Consider the following 18,845-nt stretch of genomic DNA (forward strand, 5'->3'; position numbering starts at 1 on the left):
TTACCGTTTCCTGCTCATCGAGATGGGTCGGATATGGTCTGTGGTGTGACAGCGAATCTCACCGGAGCCCGTCCGGGAACGGCCGTCGCCGCCGTTCCCACCCCCGCCCGGCCGGTCGCGCGTGTCGTGCTCGAAGTCGTGAAATTCGGGATCGTCGGCGGCAGCGGAGTCCTGGTCAATTTCCTGGTCTTCAATCTGCTGCTGCACGGCATGGGCCGGCCGGCGATGATCGCGACGGTGCTGGCCAGCTGTATCGCCATGGCCACGAATTACCTCGGCTTCCGCTATTTCGCCTACCGGGACCGGGCGCGGCGCACGCGTCGGCAAATCGCACTGTTCTTCGTTTTCAGCGGGCTCGGTGTGGTCATGGAAAGCGGCCTGTTCTGGATCGGATATCACGGCCTCGGGCTGCACGGGCCGCTCGCGTCGAATGCCGTGAAGGCGCTGTCGATCGTCCTCGCCTCCGCGTTCCGTTTCCTCGTCTACCGCACCTGGGTGTTCCAGCAGGATGCGCGTCGCGCGGCCTAGCGCCGGTACGGTGACGGCCGGCCGGGCCCTGCCGGGTGCCGCCGCCGCGCTCGTCCTCGTCCTGCTGCTCCTCGTGATCGTCCGGCTGCCCTGGGCGGGCGATCTCGGTATGCACGCGGCGACCGTGGAACGGCTCCGGCACAGTCTGCTGCACCCCGGCAATCCGCTGGTCGACGCGGACACACCGAGCCCCTACTACTCACCGTGGATGCTGGTGCTCGGCATCGTCGCCAAGGCCACCGGCCTGTCGGTGTTCGTGGTGCTGCGCATCGGTGCGCTCGCCGGACTGGCCCTGCTGGTCACGGGGGTGTGGCGGTACGTACGCACGCTGAGCGGCCATCCGGCGGCGCCCGCTCTCGCGGTGCTGTCCCTGCTGTTCCTGTGGGGGCCGCTGCCGCTCAACTGGAGCGGCTTCCTCGGGCTGAACTCCCTCGCGCTGACGGTGTCGTATCCGAGCGTGTTCGCGCTCGGGCTGTCCTTCCACCTCTGGGCGTGGCTGACGCGGGCGCTGCGCGCGGACGCCGGCTGGGGGGTGTGGCTGGGGCTCGGGGCGCTGTGGGCGGTGATCCTGCTGGTCCACCAGTTCTCCGGGGTCGTGGCGTCGCTCGGGGCGCTCGCCGCCGTCGTCGCCGCGCGGCCGGGGCGGGAGCCGCTGCCGCGGCTGGGCGCGGCGGTGCTGCTGGGGCTCGCGGTGCTGTGGGTGTGGCCGTACTACGACTTCTTCGCGCTGTTCTCGGCCGGTTCGGGTCTGGAGGCCGTCCACCGGCCGCTCTACCAGCATCTGCTGGGCCGGTTCGGGCTGGCGCTGCTCGGGGTGGTGGCGCTGGCGCTGCGCGGGCGGCGGGACCGCCGGGACCCCTTGGTGATCTTCTTCGTACTGGGGGCGGTGGTGTTCGCGGCGGGCGGCGCGAGCGGGCACTACGCGTGGGGCCGTGCGCTGCCGGCCGCGCTGATCCCGGCGCAGCTCGCGGCGGCCCTCGAAGCGGTCTCGGCCGGGCGGCGGGCGGTGCGGACGGCATGGGCGTGCGTGCTCGGTGCCGCGCTGCTCGTGGGGGCCTGGGCCCAGGTGGGGACCGTGGGGTACGTGGTGGGGCGGGCGGCGCTGCCCGGGGTGGTCGCGGCGAAGTACCGGGCGCCCTGGACGGGCTACCGGTGGATCACCCCGTGGGTGAAGTACGGGGACGTCGTCATGGCGCGCGGCGTCCCGGCGCGGCAGATCCCGGCGTACGGGGCGTACACGGTCGCGCCCGGGTATCCCGATGTGTTCCTGGCCGACGCCGGGCGGCGGGACGAGGCCGTGCGCCGCTACTTCGCCGCCGGGACCTCGGACGGCGTCCGGAGCGGGATCGTGCGGGAGTACGGGGTGCGGTGGGTGGTGGACCGGGCGGCCGGGGTGCGGGACCCGGGACTGCGGAGGGTGGCCGAGGGGCCGGGCGGACAGGTGCTGTACGCCGTGCGCTGAGCGGGTGTGCCGCGCGGGCACGCCGCCGGGTGGCGCCGGTGTCAGCTCAGCGCGCTCGCCAGCAGCCGGACCGCCCGGCGCAGCCTCGGCCGGTCCAACCGCCGTACCAGCGGCCGGGTCAGACGGTCCGTCACGCCCGCCGGGCGCCAGCGGATCTGCAGCCGCCCCGGGTTGCGGCCCTCCGGTTCGACGGTGAGGTCGTGCGGGGCAGCGCCGGAGCGGTAGCCGACGCGGGTGGTGAGGGCGGGGAAGGACAGCGGGGCCAGCAGGAGGGACGTATGGGCCAGGCCCTGGTGCTCGATGCGCAGCAACGGGTGGCGGACACCGGCGAATCCGTGCAGCGGGACGGGGGCCGTCGCCAGGTCCAGCCGGACCCGGCCCTCGAAGACGCCCGGGCGGACCGGGACGAGCCGGAACGGGGCCGTGAGGCGGCGCCGGCCGGGGGCCAGCAGCAGGGCCGCCCGCTGCGGGCCGACCGGAAGCCGCAGTCCGGGGTCGTAGGTGCGGATCCGCAGGCTCAGACCGGCACCCGGTTCGGGCGTCAGCTCCGTGATCTCGTGCCGGAACTGGGCGCTCGGGACCGGGCGGGTGTCCAACTCCAGGTCGGTGACGTCCAGTTCGCGCCGGGCCCAGGCGGTGGCCGGGATCCGGTCGCCCCAGTAGGTGCCGCCGCCCTCCGGGTCCACGGTCACCTGCCGCGGGGCCACTCCCTGTCCCAGGCCGCGTGCCGCGTGCCGCACCTCGGACAGCCGGCCCTCGCGGACCAGTTGGAGGACCACCCGTTCCGGGCGGGGCAGGCGGGCGAACGCGCCGGGGGCGAGCGCCGAGACGTACGGGACGGTGATCTCCGCGAAGGCCCGCAGCCACTCCTCGTCCCGGTACGGCAGATCACCGGCGTACATCCGGAAGTCGTGCTTGAGGAACTTGTGGTCCTTGTCCTCCCGCAGCGCCGCGTGGCCGCTGTCCGACAGGAAGGCGTCGATGAGGCGTTGCACATGGATGCGGTCGCGGACGTTGTCCAGCTTGTGCCGCTGGTTGGAGATGGACGCCGAGTCGGCCGCCGCGTAGGGCGCTATGTACCAGAGGTACACCGGCTCCGGAATGATCGTGAACGCCTTCGCCAGACAGTACGCCTGCGCCGAGAACAGCTGGTCCTCGTAGTGGATGCCCTCGGGGAAACGCAGGTCGTGCCGGTCCAGGAAGGCCCGGGCGTACATCTTGCTCGTCGACAGGTGCTCGAAGAACAGGCGCGGGTCGTCCCCGATGCCCGCGAGCGTGCGGCGTTCGGCCACCAGGTGCGGCATCCACGTCGAGCGGCGGCCGCCGTCCTCCCGTATCCGCTGCACCGCGCCCATCGTGAAGTCGACCTCGCGCTCGCGGTGCGCGGCGAGCAGCAACTCGACCGCGTCCGCCGGGAGTTCGTCGTCGCTGTCCAGGAACATCAGATACGGCGCCCGGGCGGCCGCCAGGGCCCGGTTGCGCGGGGCGCTGCAGCCGCCGCTGTTGCGGGCCAGCCGCAGGTAGCGGATGCGGTCGTCCTGCGCGGCGAGCGCGCGTGCCACGAAGGGGGTTTCGTCGGTGGAGTGGTCGTCGCTGATGACGATCTCGATATTGGCGTGGGTCTGCCGGCGCAGTGAGGCCACCGCTCGCGGGAGCCGTGCCGCGTCGTTGTAGACGATCACCGTGACCGTGACGTCGGGGGTCATGCCGTCGCCTCCTCGGGGGTCGGTGCGGGGGTGCGGTCCGCCACCGGGACCACCGGGGGCAGCGCCCGCTCGCTCTCGCCCAGGAACACCCGGCGGACGACCCGTTCGGCGGCGCGCCCGTCGTCGTACTCGCAGAAGCGGCGCCGGAAGGCGGCCCGCGCCTTCGCCGCGGCCTCGTCCCGCCACGCCCCCGAGGCGAACACCTCCGCCAGGTCCTCCTGGGTGCGGGCCACCTGGCCCGGCGCCTCGGCCGTCAGGTCGAAGTAGACCCCGCGGGTGGTCGCGTACGTCTCCCAGTCGTCGGCGTAGATCACGATCGGGCGGTCGAGGTTGGCGTAGTCGAACATGATCGACGAGTAGTCCGTGACGAGTGCGTCGGCGGCCAGGCACAGCTCCTCGACGGGGTCGTAGGCGGAGACGTCGATGATCCGGCCGGTGCGGCGCAGGCCGGTCAGGGCGGCGGGCGTGTCGTAGAAGTAGTGGGCGCGCACCAGCAGCACCGTGTCGTCGCCGAGCCGGTCGGCGAGGGCGGCGAGGTCGAGGCGGGGGGTCCAGCCGGCCTCGTAGTCGCGGTGGGTGGGGGCGTAGAGGACGGCGGTCCGGCCCGGGGCGATGCCCAGCCGGTCGCGGACCGCGCGGACGTCGGCGGCGCGGGCGCGGTAGTAGACGTCGTTGCGCGGATAGCCGTAGTCCAGGGAGGTGTAGCGGGACGGGTAGGCGCGCTGCCACATGCGGGTGGAGTGGCTGTTGGCCGAGACGCTGTAGTCCCACTTGTCGACGCGGGCCAGCAGAGCGGCGAAGTCCATGCCCTGGGCGGCGGTCGGGTGCCGCATCTGGTCCAGGCCCATCCGCTTGAGCGGGGTGCCGTGGTGGGTCTGGAGGTGGATCGCGTCCGGGCGTTTGACCACCGCGTTGGGGAAGTTGACGTTGCTGGTCAGATACTTGGCCGTGGCCAGCACCTCCCAGTAGCGGCGGGTGCCGGGGACCACGTGGTCGGTGCCGGGCGGCAGCAGCGGGGCGTTGTCCTTCGTCACCACCCACACCGGGTGGATCCACGGGGCGCGCCGGGCCAGCTCGGCGGCGATCGCGGCCGGGTTGCAGGCGACTCCGCGGTCCCAGTAGGCGGAGAACACCGCGAGGTCGGGGTCCACCCGGCGGCCGAGGGCCCGGCGGTACTGCTGGTCGCGGAGCTTCGCGCCCAGCCGGCGCTTGCGGGTGCGCACCGCTGCTCGGGCCGCCCGGCGGGTGCGGTTGGCGGCCTGGAAGGCCCGGTACTTGGTGTACGCGCCTTCTTCGAGGAGGCCGCGGCGCACGCCTTCGAGACCGCCCGGGCGATGGTGGCCCGGCGGGCGGTGGCGGACGGCCGCCAGGGCGGCCCGGCGGAAGAACTCCCGGGCCACCGGCTCCGGCATGTCCTCCCGGGCGAAGGTGCGCAGCAGATCGCGGACCATGACGTCGTAGAGGACCGTGCGGGCGGCGGCGCGATCCTGGGCGAGCGCGAGGAGCGCCTCGTAGCGGTCGACGAGGGCGTAGCGCTCCTCGGCGGTGACGGGCGGCAGGCTCTCGGGGCGCGGTACGCGGTGGTCGTACCCGACCTGGTTCAGGCAGGCGACGCGGCGCGCCGTCAGCAGGGCGGCGTACGCGGTGTACGCCTCGTCGTCGTCCGTGGTGAGCCGTTCCTCGTGGGCCCGCCAGAAGTCGGCGCGCAGGACGCGGGTGCCGAGCAGCGGGGTGAGCCGCAGCAGGTCCGCGGCGTCGTCGAGGGCCAGCTCGGCGCGGCCGGCCCGGGCCAGCAGCCGGCCGTCTGCCGGGCGGGTGCCGGCGGTCCGCCAGGTGCTGCGGACGTGGTCGAGGAGCAGCACGTCCACGGTGTCCGGGAGTTCCGCGGCGCGCTCGGCGACCGTGCGCACGGTGCCCGCGGGCAGGCCGTCCGCGGCGTGCACGAAGTGCAGCCAGCGGCCGGTCGCCCGTGTGGCCCCCGCCGCCCGGGCCGCCGCGTCGCCCGTGCCGTCCGGCAGGGGCAGCACCACCGTCTCCGGGGCGTGCCCCGCGGCCGTCTCCCGGGCCCAGTCGCCGACCGCGGCCACGATCACCTCGGCGTCCGGCAGGGGGCGTGCGGCCAGGGAGTCGAGCAGTTCGGCCAGGTGTCCCCGGGTGTCGGGGCCGTGGACGATGACGCTCAGCTCGGGCATCGGGTGGACTCCTTCGCCTCGTCGTCTCCAGGCCGCACCTTTCAGGTCATAGTGTCATCGATCGGAAGAAGGGGGCGTACGGGGTTGCGCCGGCCGTGGGTCAGGAGGGCAGGGCGACCTTCGTGTCCTGCGCCGGCACCGGCGCCTTCTGCTGCGGCTTCGGCGCGGCCTTGGCCGGCTTCTTGGGGGCCTTGTCGCCGGTGAACGCCTCGTACTCCTTCATGACCTCCTCGGTCGGCCCGTCCATCCGCAGCTCGCCGCGCTCCAGCCACAGGACCCGCTCGCAGGTGTCGCGGATCGACTTGTTGTTGTGGCTGACCAGGAACACCGTGCCCGCGTGCCGGCGCAGCTCGCGGATGCGCGCCTCGGAGCGCCGCTGGAAGGACCGGTCGCCGGTCGCCAGCGCCTCGTCGATCAGCAGGACGTCGTGGTCCTTGGCCGCGGCGATGGAGAAGCGCAGCCGGGCGGCCATGCCGGAGGAGTAGGTGCGCATCGGGAGGGTGATGAAGTCGCCCTTCTCGTTGATGCCGGAGAAGTCGACGATGTCCTGGTAGCGCTCCTTGATCTGCTCGCGCGGCATGCCCATGGCGAGGCCGCCGAGGAAGATGTTCCGCTCGCCCGTCAGGTCGTTCATCAGGGCCGCGTTGACGCCGAGCAGGGAGGGCTGGCCGTCGGTGTAGATATGGCCGTTCTCCACCGGGAGCAGGCCGGCGACGGCCTTCAGCAGGGTCGACTTGCCGGAGCCGTTGGTGCCGATCAGCCCGATGGCCTCGCCCCTGTACGCGACGAACGAGACGTTCCTGACCGCGTGCACCTTGCGCACACCGGCCGCCTTCTCGGCCTGTTTGCGGCGCAGGATGCGGTTGAGCGCGGCGGTCGCGGAGCCACGGCCGCCGCCGGTGCCGTTGACCCGGTAGACGATGTCGACGCCGTCCGCGACGACGGTGGGGATGCGGGAGTTCACGTTCTCAGCCACGGCCGTAGGTCTCCTCAGCCTTCCAGAAGTAGATGAAGCCGCCGACGCCGGCGAGCAGCGCCCAGCCGGTCGCCACCGCCCAGACGTGCGGGGGCAGCTGGCCCGCGCGGAAGCTGTCGATCAGCGCGAACCGCATGAGGTCGATGTAGATGGCGGCCGGGTTGGCCTCCAGCAGGACGGTCACCGCGCGCGGCAGGTCGTTCTTCGAGGCCAGCTGGTCGATGCTCCACATGACGCCGGAGACATACATCCAGGTCCGCAGCACGAACGGCATCAGCTGGGCGATGTCAGGGGTCTTCGCGCCCATCCGGGCCATGATCATCGACACGCCGGCGTTGAACGTGAACTGCAGTACCAGCGCGGGCACCGCGAGCACCCAGGAGACGGCGACCGGCACGCCGAAGCACAGCAGGATGACGACCAGCGCGGCCATCGAGAACAGCAGCTGCTGGAGCTGCTGGAGGCAGAAGGAGATCGGCAGCGCGGCCCGGGGGAAGTGCAGGGCGCGGACGAGGCCGAGGTTGCCGGAGATCGCCCGGGTGCCCGCCATGATCGAACTCTGTGTGAAGGTCCAGATGAACACGCCCGTGACCAGGAACGGGATGTAGTCCGGCACGCCGTGCTTGGTGCCGAGCAGCACACCGAAGATGAAGTAGTAGACCGCCGCGTTGAGCAGCGGGGTCATGACCTGCCAGAGCTGGCCGAGCTTCGCCTGGCTGTACTGTGCGGTGAGCTTGGCGGTGGCGAAGGCGGCGATGAAGTGGCGCCGGGCCCACAGTCGGCGGATGTACTCGCGCAGGGTGGGGCGGGCACCGCTGACCGAGAGTCCGTGCCGGGCGGCGAGCGCCGCCAGGTCGTCGTCGGCCTCGGCCGTCATCGGGGCCGTCGTCGGGGGCGGTGTGTGGAGGACCTGGCTCACATCCGCTGCTTTCGCTCGGGGGCGTGGGGGTGGTGCGTCCGGGCGGCGGTCCGGCCCTCCGTGTTTTCCTGCACTTCTCTTCACGTTCTCTTACGTCGGGACGGCACCGTATCGTCGCAACGCGAGCGTAGGACGAGTGAGCGTCGGAACGCAACCGTTTCGTCGTAACGCCCTATGCTGGTCGCCATGACGACGAATGCCGACGAGCCCGGCACGCGGCCCCGCCGGCGGACGCCTGCCGGGGCCGCCGTGCTGAGGGAGGACGTGACCGAGGCCATCCGCGGCGCCGTCTTCGAGGAGCTCGCGTCCGTCGGGTACGCCAGGATGTCCATCGAGGGCATCGCGCGCCGCGCGGGCGTGGGCAAGACCGCCGTCTACCGTCGCTGGCGGTCCAAGCTGCACCTGGTCCTCGACGTGGTCTCCGCGGTCGCGGTGATGGGCCTGCCGACCCCGGACACGGGCTCCCTGGAGGGCGACCTGCGCCTGCTCTACGAGGTGACGTCCCGCGCCCTGCGCCACCCCGTGGCCTCGCAGATCATCCCGGACCTCCAAGCCGAGGCCGCGCGCAACCCGGAGATCGCCGAGGCCATGCAGAAGGCGCTGCGGGACGGGCAGGAGGGCGTCGCCAGCAGCATCCTCTCGGCGGCGGAGCGGCGGGGTGAGATCCGGTCCGGCGTCGACCGCGAACTGGCCCTCGACCTGATCTCCGGCCCCCTGTACTGGCGCTCGGTGGTCATCCGCACCCCGAAGCTCCCCAAGGGCTACCTGACGTCCCTGACCCGAGCCACCACGGAGGCCCTCAGAGCTCTCTGATCCCCCGGGGCGCGGACTGCGGGCTTGTCGGTCGGGCTGCTGGTCGGGCGTCGATGTGTGCGTGCGTCCGGGGCGGGGAGGCGGCTGGCTGTGGTGCGCGGTGCCTCCTGCGCAGGAGGGGAAGGCAGCGACGGGGCTCGGGGTGTCGTCCGGGGGTGCCCACACCGGCTGGTCAGGTAGGTCGGGTGTGGGCGTCGCCCGCTTGTGTCGGTCGGGCCCGGTGGAGCAGGCGGTGCAGTCTTCCGTGGAGCACCGACAGGATTCCGCGTACGCCGGGTGCCACGCGCAGTGCGAGGGCGCCGGAGTGGGTGGCGTAGGGGTGGACGAGCAGCACGCCGTGCCGCGCGTTCGGCAGGGCGCGGCGGCGCAGCAGCCCGGCGCCCGTGACCGCGTGCGCGGTCGTGTCGCGGTGCGCGCCGTCGGCGAAGCGGACGCGCAGCCGCAGATCCCAGGTGCCCGCGCCGAGCCCGGCCGGGTCGACGGGCACGGTGGCCGACCAACTGCCGTCGGGCGCGGGCGCGAACGCGGCGGTGCGGCGCCGGGCCGGGCGCCCGTCCGCCCGGGACCGCCATTCCACCGCGACCTCCACGGGGCCCGCCCGCGCCACCCGCCCGTACAGCTCGTGCAGACGCAGCCGCAGCAGCGTGGCACGCGCGCGTGGCCGCAGTTCCGCGTCGACGGCGAGCGGGAGCAGGTGGACAGGCCGGGTCAGGAGCGGGGCCAGGGTGACCTCGGGCAGGTCGTCGGACCAGACGGGGGTGCTGTCCGGGGCGCGCGCGTACGGCGGGCACAACCGGGCCGGACGGGCCGCGAGTTCCTTGAGGCGGCCCAGGTCGCGCGGCTGCGGGGCCGCCAGGACGACCCGCGCGATCAGCCGGCCGGGCGCGGCCGGGGCGCGCTCCCAGTCGGCCGGGTCGTACCGCTCCAGGTGCGCCCGGGTGTGCGCCCACCACGCGCGCCGGTAGGACGGGTCACGCAGCTCCAGTTCGCGCGCGTACATGCGCAGTTCGTGGTCGAGGAACTTGGCCCGGGCCGCCCGTGCCAGCTCCTTCTGCCCGGCGCCCAGCAGGATGTCGTGGGCCAGTGCGCAGGCATGGGTGCGCGCCCGCCAGTTGCCGATGTCCGCCCGGTCGAGGGAGAGCGACAGCCGGTCGGCGGCGCGCCGTACCTGCCACACGTACACCGGGTCGGGCACCAGGACGATGCGCGGCGCGGCGGCCAGCACGCGCGCGCCGAACACGAAGTCCTCGTAGAGGAAGCGGCCTTCGGGGAACCGGATGCCGTGCGCACGCAGAAAACCGGTGCGGTAGAGCTTGTTGACGCAGAGCGTGTCGTGGACGAGACGCGGGCGCCGGGAGGGGTGCGGGACGACGACGTGCGCCGCGTACAGGGACGCCTGCCAGGGGTGTTCGCGTCCGGACGGCAGTTCGCGGCGCACGCACAGGCCGCCCGCCACCTCGGCGTCCGCCTCCGTCGCCGCCGCGAGCAGCGCGTCCACCGCGCCGGCGGGCAGCACGTCGTCGCTGTCCAGGAACATCACGTACGGCGATGTCACCGCGTCCAGGCCGTCGTTGCGGGGGCTGCCGCAGCCTCCGCTGTTGACCTCCCGGCGTACCACCGTCAGCCGGGGAGCACCGGCGGCCAGCCGGGCCAGCAACTCCCCGCTGCCGTCGGTGGAGCAGTCGTCCACGGCGACGACCTGCCGGACGGCGGGCCCCTGCGCGAGTGCCGACCGGACCGCGTCCGGCACCTGGGCGGCGTCGTTGTATCCGATGACGACGACGCTCGCCCCCGCGGGCTCCGGAGCCGAGGACATGTCCGTGATCTCTCCTCAGGGGGTGCTCAGTGCCCGGTGCGGAACACGGTCGGGGCCGGCCGGGGAGCCGATGGCGGGCACGGCCGCCGCCGGCAGCGGCCGGGTGGCGCGCCACAGTCGGACGAGGGAGAGCCCGGCGGCGGTCACCAGCAGACCGTTGCGCAGCAGCATCAGCAGGGAGCCGGTCCAGGTGCAGCGGATGACCTCGCCGTACAGCGTGGGGTACACGACGGCGCTGACCGCACTGGCCGCCACCACCAGCGCGGCGACCGGGCGCTGCGCGGTGTGCCGCGAGGTCAGGCAGACGGCGGCCAGGCCGAGCAGCCAGACCAGGTACTGCGGGCTGATGACCCGGCTGGTGACGGTGAACAGCAGCACGGCGCACAGGGCGGCGTCGAAGGGCGTCGCCTCGCTCCAGCGCCGGGCCCGCACCCGCCACAGCAGCAGGACGCAGAGGGCGGCGGCCGTGAGCGCGAGGGAGACCTCGGCGACCGCGGAGACGTACGGGCCGGTGAACTCCATGGCGCCGTACCGGTACCGGACCCGGCCGGACCAGCCGGCGTGCCGGGCCAGGCTGAGCGCCGTGCCGCCCAGGGACTCGATCTGCACGCCCCGGCCGCTCTGCTGCCGCAGGAAGGAGAGCGGATCGGTGAACACGAACACGAACAGCCCCAGGGTGACCGCGCCGGCCCCGGCCGCCCAGGTCCACGCGGACCGCGTCGGCCGTCCCCGGGGTGTGCCCAGCAGCACCAGCGCCGGCCACACCTTCACCAGGGCGCCGAGCGCCGCGAACACCCCGCACGCGCGTGTGGAGCGTGACAGCGTCAGCAGCGAGATGACGGCGAGGGCGGTGACCTGGATGTCGTAACGGGCCAGCGGGATGTGCAGCAGCAGCGGCAGGCCGCCGGTCCACAGCGCCGCCCCGAGCAGGCTGCGGCCTGCTCGCGTGCCCGCGCCGGCCAGCGCCAGCGCGATCACCGCGTCGGCGGCGAGGGTGAGGGCCACGAACGCCTGGAAGTACGTCAGTCCGGGCAGCAGGGCCGGGGACAGCAGCACCGCGCCCGCGCCCGGCGGGTACTGCCACAGCGTGTCGTGCGCAGGGAAGGCGCCGTGCGACAGGAGCCCGTACCAGTGGAAGTACAGCCGCCACACCTCGCGGGCCACCGCACCCCGGCCCAGCAGTGGCGCGCTGTCGTGCGCGAGCAGCCACAGCATCAGCGCGCGGGTGGTCAGCCAGAGAGCGGCGAGGGACGCGAGGGAGAGGTGACGGCGGTTCATCACCCTGGAGCGTAAGCCGCGAAGATGGTGTATTCATTCCGATACGCCGTCATTACCCGGCAAAGATTGGTTAATCGCAAAAGATCGGGATCATGGTGAACATCGGGCGCCTGCTGATCCGGCCGTCGAACCGGGTCCGTCGTACCGCGGTCGTGGCCACCCCCGCCGCTGTCATGCTCGTGCTCGGGCTGTGGGGGATCGACCGCGGCGGCATGTGGCGCGACGAGGCCGTCACCTTCCAGGTCGCGCGCCGCTCGGTCCCGGAGATCTGGCGGCTGCTGCACGACGTGGACGCGGTGCACGGCCTGTACTACCTGGTGATGCACGCCGTCCTCGCCCTCGGTCCCGGCGAGGTCCTGCTGCGGCTTCCCTCGGTGTGCGGCGCGGCGGCGGCCGCGGCCCTGGTCGCCGCGCTCGGCGCCCGGCTGGTCGGACCACGGGCCGGACTGTGGGCCGGGCTGCTGTACGCCATCACGCCGATGGTCGGCCACTACGCCCAGGAGGGCCGCTCGTACGCACTGGTCGCGGCCGGTGCCGCGGGCGCGACGCTGCTGCTCGTGCGGGCGGTCGACAGGACCCCCGGTTCGGGTGAACGCGCCGGCCGGGAACAGGCCGGGGCCGCCGGCCGGCGCGGGCGGGGCTGGTGGGCGTACGGCGCGGTCCTGGGCGTCACCTGTCTGTTGCACGAGTTCGCGGTCCTGCTCCTGCTCGCGCACGCCGTCACGCTGGCGCTGGCACGCGTGGCCCGCGGGGTGTGGTGCCGCTGGGCGTGCGCGGCCGGGGCCGTCGTCCTCGCGCTGCTGCCGATGGCGCTCGTCTCGCACGCGCAGTCGGCGCAGGTCTCCTGGTTGCGGGAGCCCGATCTGGACCGAGCGCAGGCCCTGCTGCGGGCGTTCGCCGGGCCGACGCCCGCGGTGTACTGGACCTGTCTGGCGCTTGCGGCACCGGCACTGACCCGGCTGGTCGGCCGGCGCGGCGAGATCACCTGCGCGGCGGTCGCGCTGCCGCTCGCGGTGGTGCCGCCGGTGACGCTCATGCTCGCCTCCCGGTTCTCCCCGCTCTACGTCGACCGCTATGTGCTGTACGCGCTGGCCGGGGTGCCGCTGCTGGTGGCCGCCGGTGCGGACCGGGTGGCCGGGTGGCCGGCGCGCTCGCGGAGCGGCTCCCCGCTGCTCACCCTGGCCGGCGTCCTCGCCGTCGCCGTCGCGCTCGCCCACCAGCTTCCGCTGCTGCGCGCGGACCGTTTCGCGGACCACCGACCCGACAACCTGGCCGCCGTCTCGCGCGTGGCGGCCCGTGAACTGCGCCCGGGCGACCCGGTGTTGTTCGTGCCGGGGCAGACGCGGGCCACCGCGCTGGCGTATCCGGCGGGGTTCCGCGGGATGCGGGACGTGGCGCTGGCGGCCGGGGCGTCCGCGTCGGGGACGCTGTACGGCACGGAGGTGGACGCGAAGATCCTGCGGCGCAGGCTCGCGGCGCTCGACCGGGTGTGGGTGGTCGCCGACCGGTACGCCGTGCAGCCGCCCCGCCGCCCGCGGAACCCCCTCGACCGGCTCAAACTCTCCGTCGTCACCGAGCAGTTCGTGCTGCGCGAGCAGTCGGCCCGGGACCGGGTGCTGCTCCGGCTGTACGTCCGCCGCACGCTCGCTACCGACGGTCCGGTGGCGCAGGCGGCTCCTCCAGCGCCGCGGCGTCCAGGGCACTGGTGAGCCGGTCCAGGCGCGCGCGCAGTTCGCCGATCTCGGCGGGGTCGAAGCCGGTCGCGGCGGCGATGCTGCGCGGCACCCGGAGCGCCTGCTCGCGCAGCGCGGCGCCCTGTCCGGTCAGCCGCACGTCCACCGACCGCTCGTCGCGCGCGCTGCGCTCCCGCCGTACGAGTCCGGCCGCCTCCAGCCGCTTGACCAGGGGGGACAGGGTGCCGGAGTCGAGCCGCAGCAGTTCGCCCAGCTTCTTGACGGGCAGGTCGCCCCGCTCCCACAGCACCAGCATCACCAGGTACTGCGGATAGGTCAGCCCGAGGTCCTTGAGGAGCACCCGGTAGAGGCCGTTGAAGGCGCGGGACGCGGCGTGCAGGGAGAAGCAGATCTGCTGGTCCAGGCGGAGCCAGTCCGCCTCGGCGGCGGGGGTCTCGGTGGCGGTCATGGCTCCAGGGTAGCCTCGATCCCGCAATTTGATTGTGCACAATTTAATTGTGTGCTCTACTTGTGGTCGTGAGGGCGGCAGGAACGGAGCCGCCGGAACGCGAACGTCTCTTCGAGAAGGATGGTCTTCCATGGACGCGCTCTACACCGCTGTCGCCACCGCCACCCACGGCCGCGAGGGCCGTGCCGTCTCCTCCGACGGCCGGATCGACCTCGCCCTGGCCCTGCCGGCGGAGATGGGCGGCACCGGCCAGGGCAGCAACCCGGAGCAGCTCTTCGCCGCCGGCTACGCGGCCTGCTTCGGCAGTGCCCTCGGCGTCGTAGGCCGCCAGGCCAAGGTGGACGTCAGCGACGCCGCGGTGACCGCCGAGGTCGGCATCGGCAAGCAGGGCGAGGGCTTCGCCCTGAAGGTGACCCTGCGGGTCGAGCTGCCCGACACCGTGGACGCGGAGACCGGCCGCAAGCTGGTCGAGCAGGCCCACCAGGTGTGCCCCTACTCCAACGCCACCCGCGGCAACGTCCCCGTCGAGCTCGTCATCGAGTGATCCGCGGGGACCGGACCGCCGCGCTGTCGGTCGGCGTCGGCTTCCTGCCCGTGTCGGACCGGGCCGCCCACCTCGGCAACGACGGGCCGCGCCGCCTCCCCCTGACCGACCCGCGCCAGTACCTCCCCGGTGCGCCGGCTCCAGGCCACCACCACCGCCTCCGCGGGCACCCGGTGCCGGGGCGTCAGCAGCAGCCAGCGCACCCGGTGGCGGCGGACGATCGCGGCGCGCTCGGCGCGGGTCGCCACCGGGGAGAGGTAGCCGTGGGCGTCGGCGAGGGCGGCCCCGTACCCCGGCAGCGAGCGGACCGCCCGGGGATCGTCCGCGAGGACCACGTCACCGGGCCCGAGGTAGCGCGCCGCCCAGTCGTACGACGGCCAGCGCGGCGGCTGCGCGAAGCCCACCGGATCCAGCGCCCGCGGCACCACCGCCCCGGCCTGCACGGTCAGCAGACCGAGACAGACCCCGCCCGCCGCCGTCCACCCCAGCACCCGCCGCCACACCGGCCACGGCCGTGCCGCCGCCAGCTCCACCGCGAGCGCGCACTGCGGCGCCACCAGGGCGAGCCCGAGCAGCCCGCCGAGCCGCCCGCACACCATCGCCGGCCACACCAGCGCGGCCAGCAGCACCAGCGGATCCCGCCAGGACCCGCGCCGGGCCCGCAGCCACAGCGCCGGCAGCCCGAGCAGCAGCGCCAGCCAGCAGCTCCCGGCGAGCCCGGCCGGCGGCGGCTGCGACCGCGCGGCCGCCGCCACCGCGTCCAGGACCGCCGAGGCCCGCGCCCCGGCCGCCGCCGCACCGCCCCCGGCCACCAGCGCCGCCGCGCCGGCCGTCACCACCCAGCGCAGCGCCACGGCGGCCCGCGGGCCGCGCTGCCATCCCGCCACGAAGGCCACCCCACCGACCGCCGCGCCCACCCCGATCACCGGATCGACCAGCGCGACCAGCCCGTACAGCGCCCCGAGCACCGCGTACCCCGACGGGCCGCGCAGCCCGCTCGGCCCGACGAACCGCACCGGCCGGGTGTCCCGCGCCCGTGCCCCCGTCAGCGCCCAGGCCCAGAACGCCAGGCCGATCGCGCAACTGGACGGGAAACCGAGGTTGCCGGTCATCGGCATCAGCGCGAGATAGCCACCGCCCCACACCCGCGTCGTGCCCCACAACACGCTCATCAGGGCCAGGGCGAGCACCGGCGCCCACACGCGAGGGGTGAGCACCCGGACGAACCGGGCCACGCCCGTCAGCAGCACCAGCAGGTTCAGCGGGCCGCAGATCCGCAGCACCGCCCAGCCCGACAGCCCCGTCAGCCGCGCCAGCGCCCCCTGCGCCAGGACGTACGGCGAGACGAGGTCCGGGTCCGGCAGGCCCGCCCGCAGCCGGGCCACCGCCGCCGCGTGCTGCCCGGCGTCGCAGCACGGCGGCACCCGCCAGTACGCCAGCGTCATCACCAGCCAGAACAGCAGCCCGAAGAGCTGGTACGGGCTCGGCCGCCGGACACGGCCGGCGCGCAGCGCGGTGGCCCCGCGCACGGGGCGCCGGGCCAGGACGCCGGTGGTCACCGAAGGTCCGGGACACGAACGAGGCGGGGCATTTGCCGAGTGTTCCCGCCCGGGTCAGCGGCTTTGCCGCCGCTCACCTCATCGAGTGAGTCGGTTGCCGGCCGAGCCCCTGCGCGGGCAGCGGCAGGGTCCGCCGGAGCACCGGCTCGAGGAGCAGCGGCACCCCGACCACCGGCAGCAGCCAGGCCAGCACGATCAGCCGCTCGCCCCAGATGTTGATGTCCGGATGGCCCGCGTGGGTGAGGAAGCCGGTGGCCGCCGCCGCCAGCAGGAAGCAGCCGAACGCGGGCCGCCGCAGCGCACCCCAGAGCCCGGCCGCGAGCGCCGCCACGAACAGCGGCTGCTGTGCCTGGCGTCGGGCCCACTCCAGCCAGAAGTTGGCCTGCAGATGCAGGAACTCCGGCCAGGGGCGGGTCCGGTCCGGCCGGCCGAAGTGGTCGGTGAGCAGGTCCTGCATGCTCTCGGACTCGGCCGGATAGTGCAGCAGCCGCGCCAGCAGCAGGGTGCCGAGGGCCGCACAGCACCCCACCGCGGTGATCGCCACGACCCCGCGCCCCGGCGCCCGCCCGCGCCGCCGGCGCGCCACGACGACCGCGGCCCCCGCCACGGCCAGGGCCAGCCCGAGGAACAGCGACTGGGAGTGCTTGACCGCGAACAGCGCGAGCAGACCGCCGCCGGCCAGGGCCGTGCCCGCCCGGGTCCGCCCGGTCAGCGCCAGCGCGCAGCCCCACACCGCGGCCAGGGTCAGTGCCAGCATCAGGCCCTCGGCCATCGGACGCATGGCCGTCGTGCCGCACGGCAGGATGTAGTACAGCGCCTGCCCGGTCAGCGCGAGCGGCACGGACACCGACAGGGTGCGCAGGATCAGGAAGACGAGGACGCCGCCGGCCACCGCGACGAGCACGCTCGCCGTCCACACACCCCAGGTCACGCCCAACGCCGTGACGAACGGCAGCAGGAACACCGGGTAGCCGGGCCGCACCTCGAAGATCTGCTTGAGCCGGGGCTTCATGAACGGCGGGATGTGCCCGTCCGTCTGCCCGGCCGCAAGCCGCCGCTCCACCCGTTCCAGCGCGTCGGCCCGGCACTCGGCGGCCACCCGGGAGGTGGGATCCGGCCGGTGGAACCGCACCACGTCCACGCTCTGGCCGCGCCGGGCGAGCGAGGCCCGACCCGCGCAGGTCCAGTCGATCGTGGCCGCCGCGGCCTCCCGCTTGTCCGCGCCGCCCAGAGCGAGCGCGTACGCCACATAGTTCTTCGAGTCGGGGGTGTCCCGGCCGGTGACGCTCGCGAGCTGGAGCAGAGCGAACACCGCGGCCAGGAGCAGCACCCAGGTACGGGGCCTCATGTCGACGCCAGCAGGTCATGGCCGGTGGCCGGGCCGGGCACCCGGACGGCATCGGGCGCCGGCATGGACCGGCCGAGCAGCAGCGTCCGCACCACCCGCTCGGCGGCCCGCCCGTCGTCGAACTCGCAGAATCGGGACCGGAACCGGGCCCGGAGCCGGGCCGACTCGGCGTCCCGCCAGCTCCCGGAGGCGAACAGGGCGGCCAACTCGTCGTAGGAGCGCGAGACATGGCCCGGCGCCACGGCCGTGATGTCGACGTAGGCGCCCCGGCTCGCCGTGTACGCCGCCCAGTCGTCCGCGTGGACGACGATCGGCCGGTCGAGGTTGGCGTAGTCGGCCATCAGGGCCGAGTAGTCGGTGACCAGTACGTCGGCGGCGAGCATCACCTCCTCGGCGTGCGGCTCGTCCGTGGCGTCCACGACCACCCCGCGCCGGTGCAGCTCCGCCAGGCCGAGCCCGCGCGCGGGGCCGGTCAGCAGGCAGGGGTGCAGCCGGACGACCAGCGTGTGCCCCTCGCCCAGGTCGGCGGCGAACCGGGCCAGGTCCAGCCGGTCCGCATGGCCGCCCCGGCGGTAGTCGCGGCGGGTCGGCGCGTACAGCACCACCCGGTGGTCCGCCGGGATGCCGTGCCGCGCGCGGAACGCGGCCCCCGCGCCGGAGCCGGGGCCGTCGAGCGCGGCCCGGACGAGCACGTCGTTGCGCGGGCTGCCGGTGCGTGCCGAGGCGAAGTGGCAGGGATAGGCCCGCTCCCACACCAGCTCGGAGTGGCGGTTGGCGACCAGGCTGTGGTCCCAGCGGTCCGCCCGGCGCAGCATCTGCGGCACGTCGAGGCCGAGCCGGGCGCCCGGCTTGCCCAGCAGATCGGCGCCCAGGTACGTGAGCGGAGTGCCCTGATGGGTCTGCACATGGACGCTGCCGGGCCGTTTGACGAGCGTGCCGGGCCAGTTGACGTCGTTGACGAAGAAGCGGGCCCGGGCGGCCAGCCGGTGGTAGGCGGGGGAGCCGAGCAGCACGTGCTCCACATCGTCCGGGACCAGCCGGGAGTCCGTGGCGTCCCGCACCACCCAGACGCCCCGCAGCTGCGGGGCGATCTCCCGCGCCTTGTAGTACACGGCGGCCGGGTCGCCGAGCACGCCCCGGTGCGAGGACGCCGCGTACAGCACCAGGTGCGGGTCCAGCGGGCGGCGGGCGGCCATCGCGAAGACGCCCCGCTTGGCGCGGCCGGCCGCGGCCCGCCGGACCTGGAGCCCGCGCCGGCCCAGCTCCCGGCCGGCCCGCTCCGCCTGCCGCCGCGCCAGATACGCCGCGTACGGGCCGGTCAGCACGGCGACCTCGCCGTCGATCCGGGCGCCCGCGGGCGTGTGCCGGCGGAACATCGCGGCGGTGCGCCGGAAGAACTCGGCCCGGTCGGACGGCGGCAGCCGGTCCCGCTTGGCGAGGATGTCGAGGCAGTGTTCGCCCATCTTGCGGTGCAGGTAGGGGCGCCAGGGGGCCAGTTCGGGGTGGTGGTCGACGTAGGCGAAGACGCGTTCGTACTGGTCGTGGATGTCGAAGTGTTTGCG

At 74.2% G+C, this 18,845-nt stretch carries 15 protein-coding genes; 5 read left to right on the forward strand and 10 right to left on the reverse strand.

Annotation, left to right across the window (positions count from 1 at the left end; genetic code table 11):
* Positions 1 to 45: 45 nt before the first annotated feature.
* Both CTZ28_RS43740 and CTZ28_RS43745 read left to right on the forward strand, forming a co-directional pair.
* Positions 46 to 528 carry a GtrA family protein gene (locus CTZ28_RS43740; protein WP_259472087.1) on the forward strand — a complete coding sequence of 161 codons (483 nt, stop codon included), beginning with the start codon at positions 46 to 48 and terminating at the stop codon, positions 526 to 528.
* Entirely contained in the window at positions 509 to 1,990 is a 1,482-nt protein-coding gene (locus CTZ28_RS43745) for a hypothetical protein (RefSeq protein WP_121895328.1), read from the forward strand. The genes CTZ28_RS43740 and CTZ28_RS43745 overlap by 20 nt, the downstream gene beginning before the upstream one ends.
* Positions 1,991 to 2,031: 41 nt before the next feature.
* On the opposite strand, the gene CTZ28_RS43750 is transcribed toward CTZ28_RS43745, so the two are convergent.
* The 4 genes from CTZ28_RS43750 to CTZ28_RS43765 all read right to left on the reverse strand — a co-directional run bounded on the left by CTZ28_RS43750 (position 2,032) and on the right by CTZ28_RS43765 (position 7,783).
* Entirely contained in the window at positions 2,032 to 3,696 is a 1,665-nt protein-coding gene (locus CTZ28_RS43750; RefSeq protein ID WP_121895329.1) for a glycosyltransferase family 2 protein, read from the reverse strand.
* Complete coding sequence (locus CTZ28_RS43755; protein WP_121895330.1) at positions 3,693 to 5,888, reverse strand: CDP-glycerol glycerophosphotransferase family protein; 2,196 nt, start codon at positions 5,886 to 5,888, stop codon at positions 3,693 to 3,695. The genes CTZ28_RS43750 and CTZ28_RS43755 overlap by 4 nt, the downstream gene beginning before the upstream one ends.
* A gap of 100 nt (positions 5,889 to 5,988) precedes the next feature.
* Complete coding sequence (locus tag CTZ28_RS43760) at positions 5,989 to 6,864, reverse strand: ABC transporter ATP-binding protein (RefSeq protein ID WP_121895331.1); 876 nt, start codon at positions 6,862 to 6,864, stop codon at positions 5,989 to 5,991.
* The gene (locus CTZ28_RS43765) at positions 6,857 to 7,783 is read right to left on the reverse strand and encodes an ABC transporter permease (RefSeq protein ID WP_121895332.1); all 927 of its coding nucleotides are present in this window, start codon (positions 7,781 to 7,783) and stop codon (positions 6,857 to 6,859) included. Before CTZ28_RS43765 ends, CTZ28_RS43760 begins: the two co-directional genes overlap by 8 nt.
* A gap of 174 nt (positions 7,784 to 7,957) precedes the next feature.
* Here CTZ28_RS43765 and CTZ28_RS43770 point away from each other — a divergent pair, with 174 nt between their 5' ends.
* Positions 7,958 to 8,596 carry a TetR/AcrR family transcriptional regulator gene (locus CTZ28_RS43770; protein WP_183154879.1) on the forward strand — a complete coding sequence of 213 codons (639 nt, stop codon included), beginning with the start codon at positions 7,958 to 7,960 and terminating at the stop codon, positions 8,594 to 8,596.
* A 172-nt stretch (positions 8,597 to 8,768) separates the two neighbouring features.
* Here CTZ28_RS43770 and CTZ28_RS43775 read toward each other — a convergent pair whose 3' ends face one another.
* Entirely contained in the window at positions 8,769 to 10,412 is a 1,644-nt protein-coding gene (locus CTZ28_RS43775; protein WP_121895333.1) for a glycosyltransferase family 2 protein, read from the reverse strand.
* 15 nt (positions 10,413 to 10,427) lie between these two features.
* Positions 10,428 to 11,690: a glycosyltransferase family 87 protein gene (locus tag CTZ28_RS43780; protein WP_183154880.1), complete on the reverse strand. Its 1,263-nt coding sequence runs from the start codon at positions 11,688 to 11,690 to the stop codon at positions 10,428 to 10,430.
* A 92-nt stretch (positions 11,691 to 11,782) separates the two neighbouring features.
* Between CTZ28_RS43780 and CTZ28_RS43785 the strand changes: the two genes are divergently transcribed.
* Positions 11,783 to 13,399 (forward strand): glycosyltransferase family 39 protein, encoded by a 1,617-nt coding sequence (locus tag CTZ28_RS43785; RefSeq protein WP_259472088.1) that lies wholly within the window; start codon positions 11,783 to 11,785, stop codon positions 13,397 to 13,399.
* Here CTZ28_RS43785 and CTZ28_RS43790 read toward each other — a convergent pair.
* Complete coding sequence (locus CTZ28_RS43790; protein WP_121895335.1) at positions 13,338 to 13,832, reverse strand: MarR family winged helix-turn-helix transcriptional regulator; 495 nt, start codon at positions 13,830 to 13,832, stop codon at positions 13,338 to 13,340. The genes CTZ28_RS43785 and CTZ28_RS43790 overlap by 62 nt on opposite strands.
* Before the next feature lie 130 nt (positions 13,833 to 13,962).
* On the opposite strand from CTZ28_RS43790, the gene CTZ28_RS43795 reads away from it, so the two are divergent.
* Complete coding sequence (locus CTZ28_RS43795; protein WP_121895336.1) at positions 13,963 to 14,376, forward strand: organic hydroperoxide resistance protein; 414 nt, start codon at positions 13,963 to 13,965, stop codon at positions 14,374 to 14,376.
* On the opposite strand, the gene CTZ28_RS43800 is transcribed toward CTZ28_RS43795, so the two are convergent.
* The 3 genes from CTZ28_RS43800 to CTZ28_RS43810 form a co-directional block, all read right to left on the reverse strand.
* Positions 14,325 to 15,935 carry a hypothetical protein gene (locus tag CTZ28_RS43800; protein WP_259472089.1) on the reverse strand — a complete coding sequence of 537 codons (1,611 nt, stop codon included), beginning with the start codon at positions 15,933 to 15,935 and terminating at the stop codon, positions 14,325 to 14,327. The two genes, CTZ28_RS43795 and CTZ28_RS43800, sit on opposite strands and share 52 nt — an antisense overlap.
* 73 nt (positions 15,936 to 16,008) lie before the next feature.
* Positions 16,009 to 17,283: a hypothetical protein gene (locus CTZ28_RS43805; protein WP_121895337.1), complete on the reverse strand. Its 1,275-nt coding sequence runs from the start codon at positions 17,281 to 17,283 to the stop codon at positions 16,009 to 16,011.
* The coding region (locus CTZ28_RS43810; RefSeq protein WP_147481288.1) for a CDP-glycerol glycerophosphotransferase family protein at positions 17,280 to 18,845 on the reverse strand (1,566 nt) is incomplete at its 5' end. The genes CTZ28_RS43805 and CTZ28_RS43810, both read right to left, overlap by 4 nt.

The sequence above is a fragment of the Streptomyces shenzhenensis genome (assembly GCF_003688995.1).
Lineage (GTDB): Bacteria > Actinomycetota > Actinomycetes > Streptomycetales > Streptomycetaceae > Streptomyces > Streptomyces shenzhenensis_A.

Bases quoted from the DNA above. Each gene is read 5' to 3' on its own strand.
- CTZ28_RS43745 (WP_121895328.1), top strand. From the start codon at position 509: ATGCGCGTCGCGCGGCCTAGCGCCGGTACGGTGACGGCCGGCCGGGCC.
- CTZ28_RS43750 (WP_121895329.1), bottom strand. From the start codon at position 3,696: ATGACCCCCGACGTCACGGTCACGGTGATCGTCTACAACGACGCGGCA.
- CTZ28_RS43755 (WP_121895330.1), bottom strand. From the start codon at position 5,888: ATGCCCGAGCTGAGCGTCATCGTCCACGGCCCCGACACCCGGGGACAC.
- CTZ28_RS43770 (WP_183154879.1), top strand. From the start codon at position 7,958: ATGCTGGTCGCCATGACGACGAATGCCGACGAGCCCGGCACGCGGCCC.
- CTZ28_RS43775 (WP_121895333.1), bottom strand. From the start codon at position 10,412: ATGTCCTCGGCTCCGGAGCCCGCGGGGGCGAGCGTCGTCGTCATCGGA.
- CTZ28_RS43780 (WP_183154880.1), bottom strand. From the start codon at position 11,690: ATGAACCGCCGTCACCTCTCCCTCGCGTCCCTCGCCGCTCTCTGGCTG.
- CTZ28_RS43785 (WP_259472088.1), top strand. From the start codon at position 11,783: ATGGTGAACATCGGGCGCCTGCTGATCCGGCCGTCGAACCGGGTCCGT.
- CTZ28_RS43790 (WP_121895335.1), bottom strand. From the start codon at position 13,832: ATGACCGCCACCGAGACCCCCGCCGCCGAGGCGGACTGGCTCCGCCTG.
- CTZ28_RS43795 (WP_121895336.1), top strand. From the start codon at position 13,963: ATGGACGCGCTCTACACCGCTGTCGCCACCGCCACCCACGGCCGCGAG.
- CTZ28_RS43805 (WP_121895337.1), bottom strand. From the start codon at position 17,283: ATGAGGCCCCGTACCTGGGTGCTGCTCCTGGCCGCGGTGTTCGCTCTG.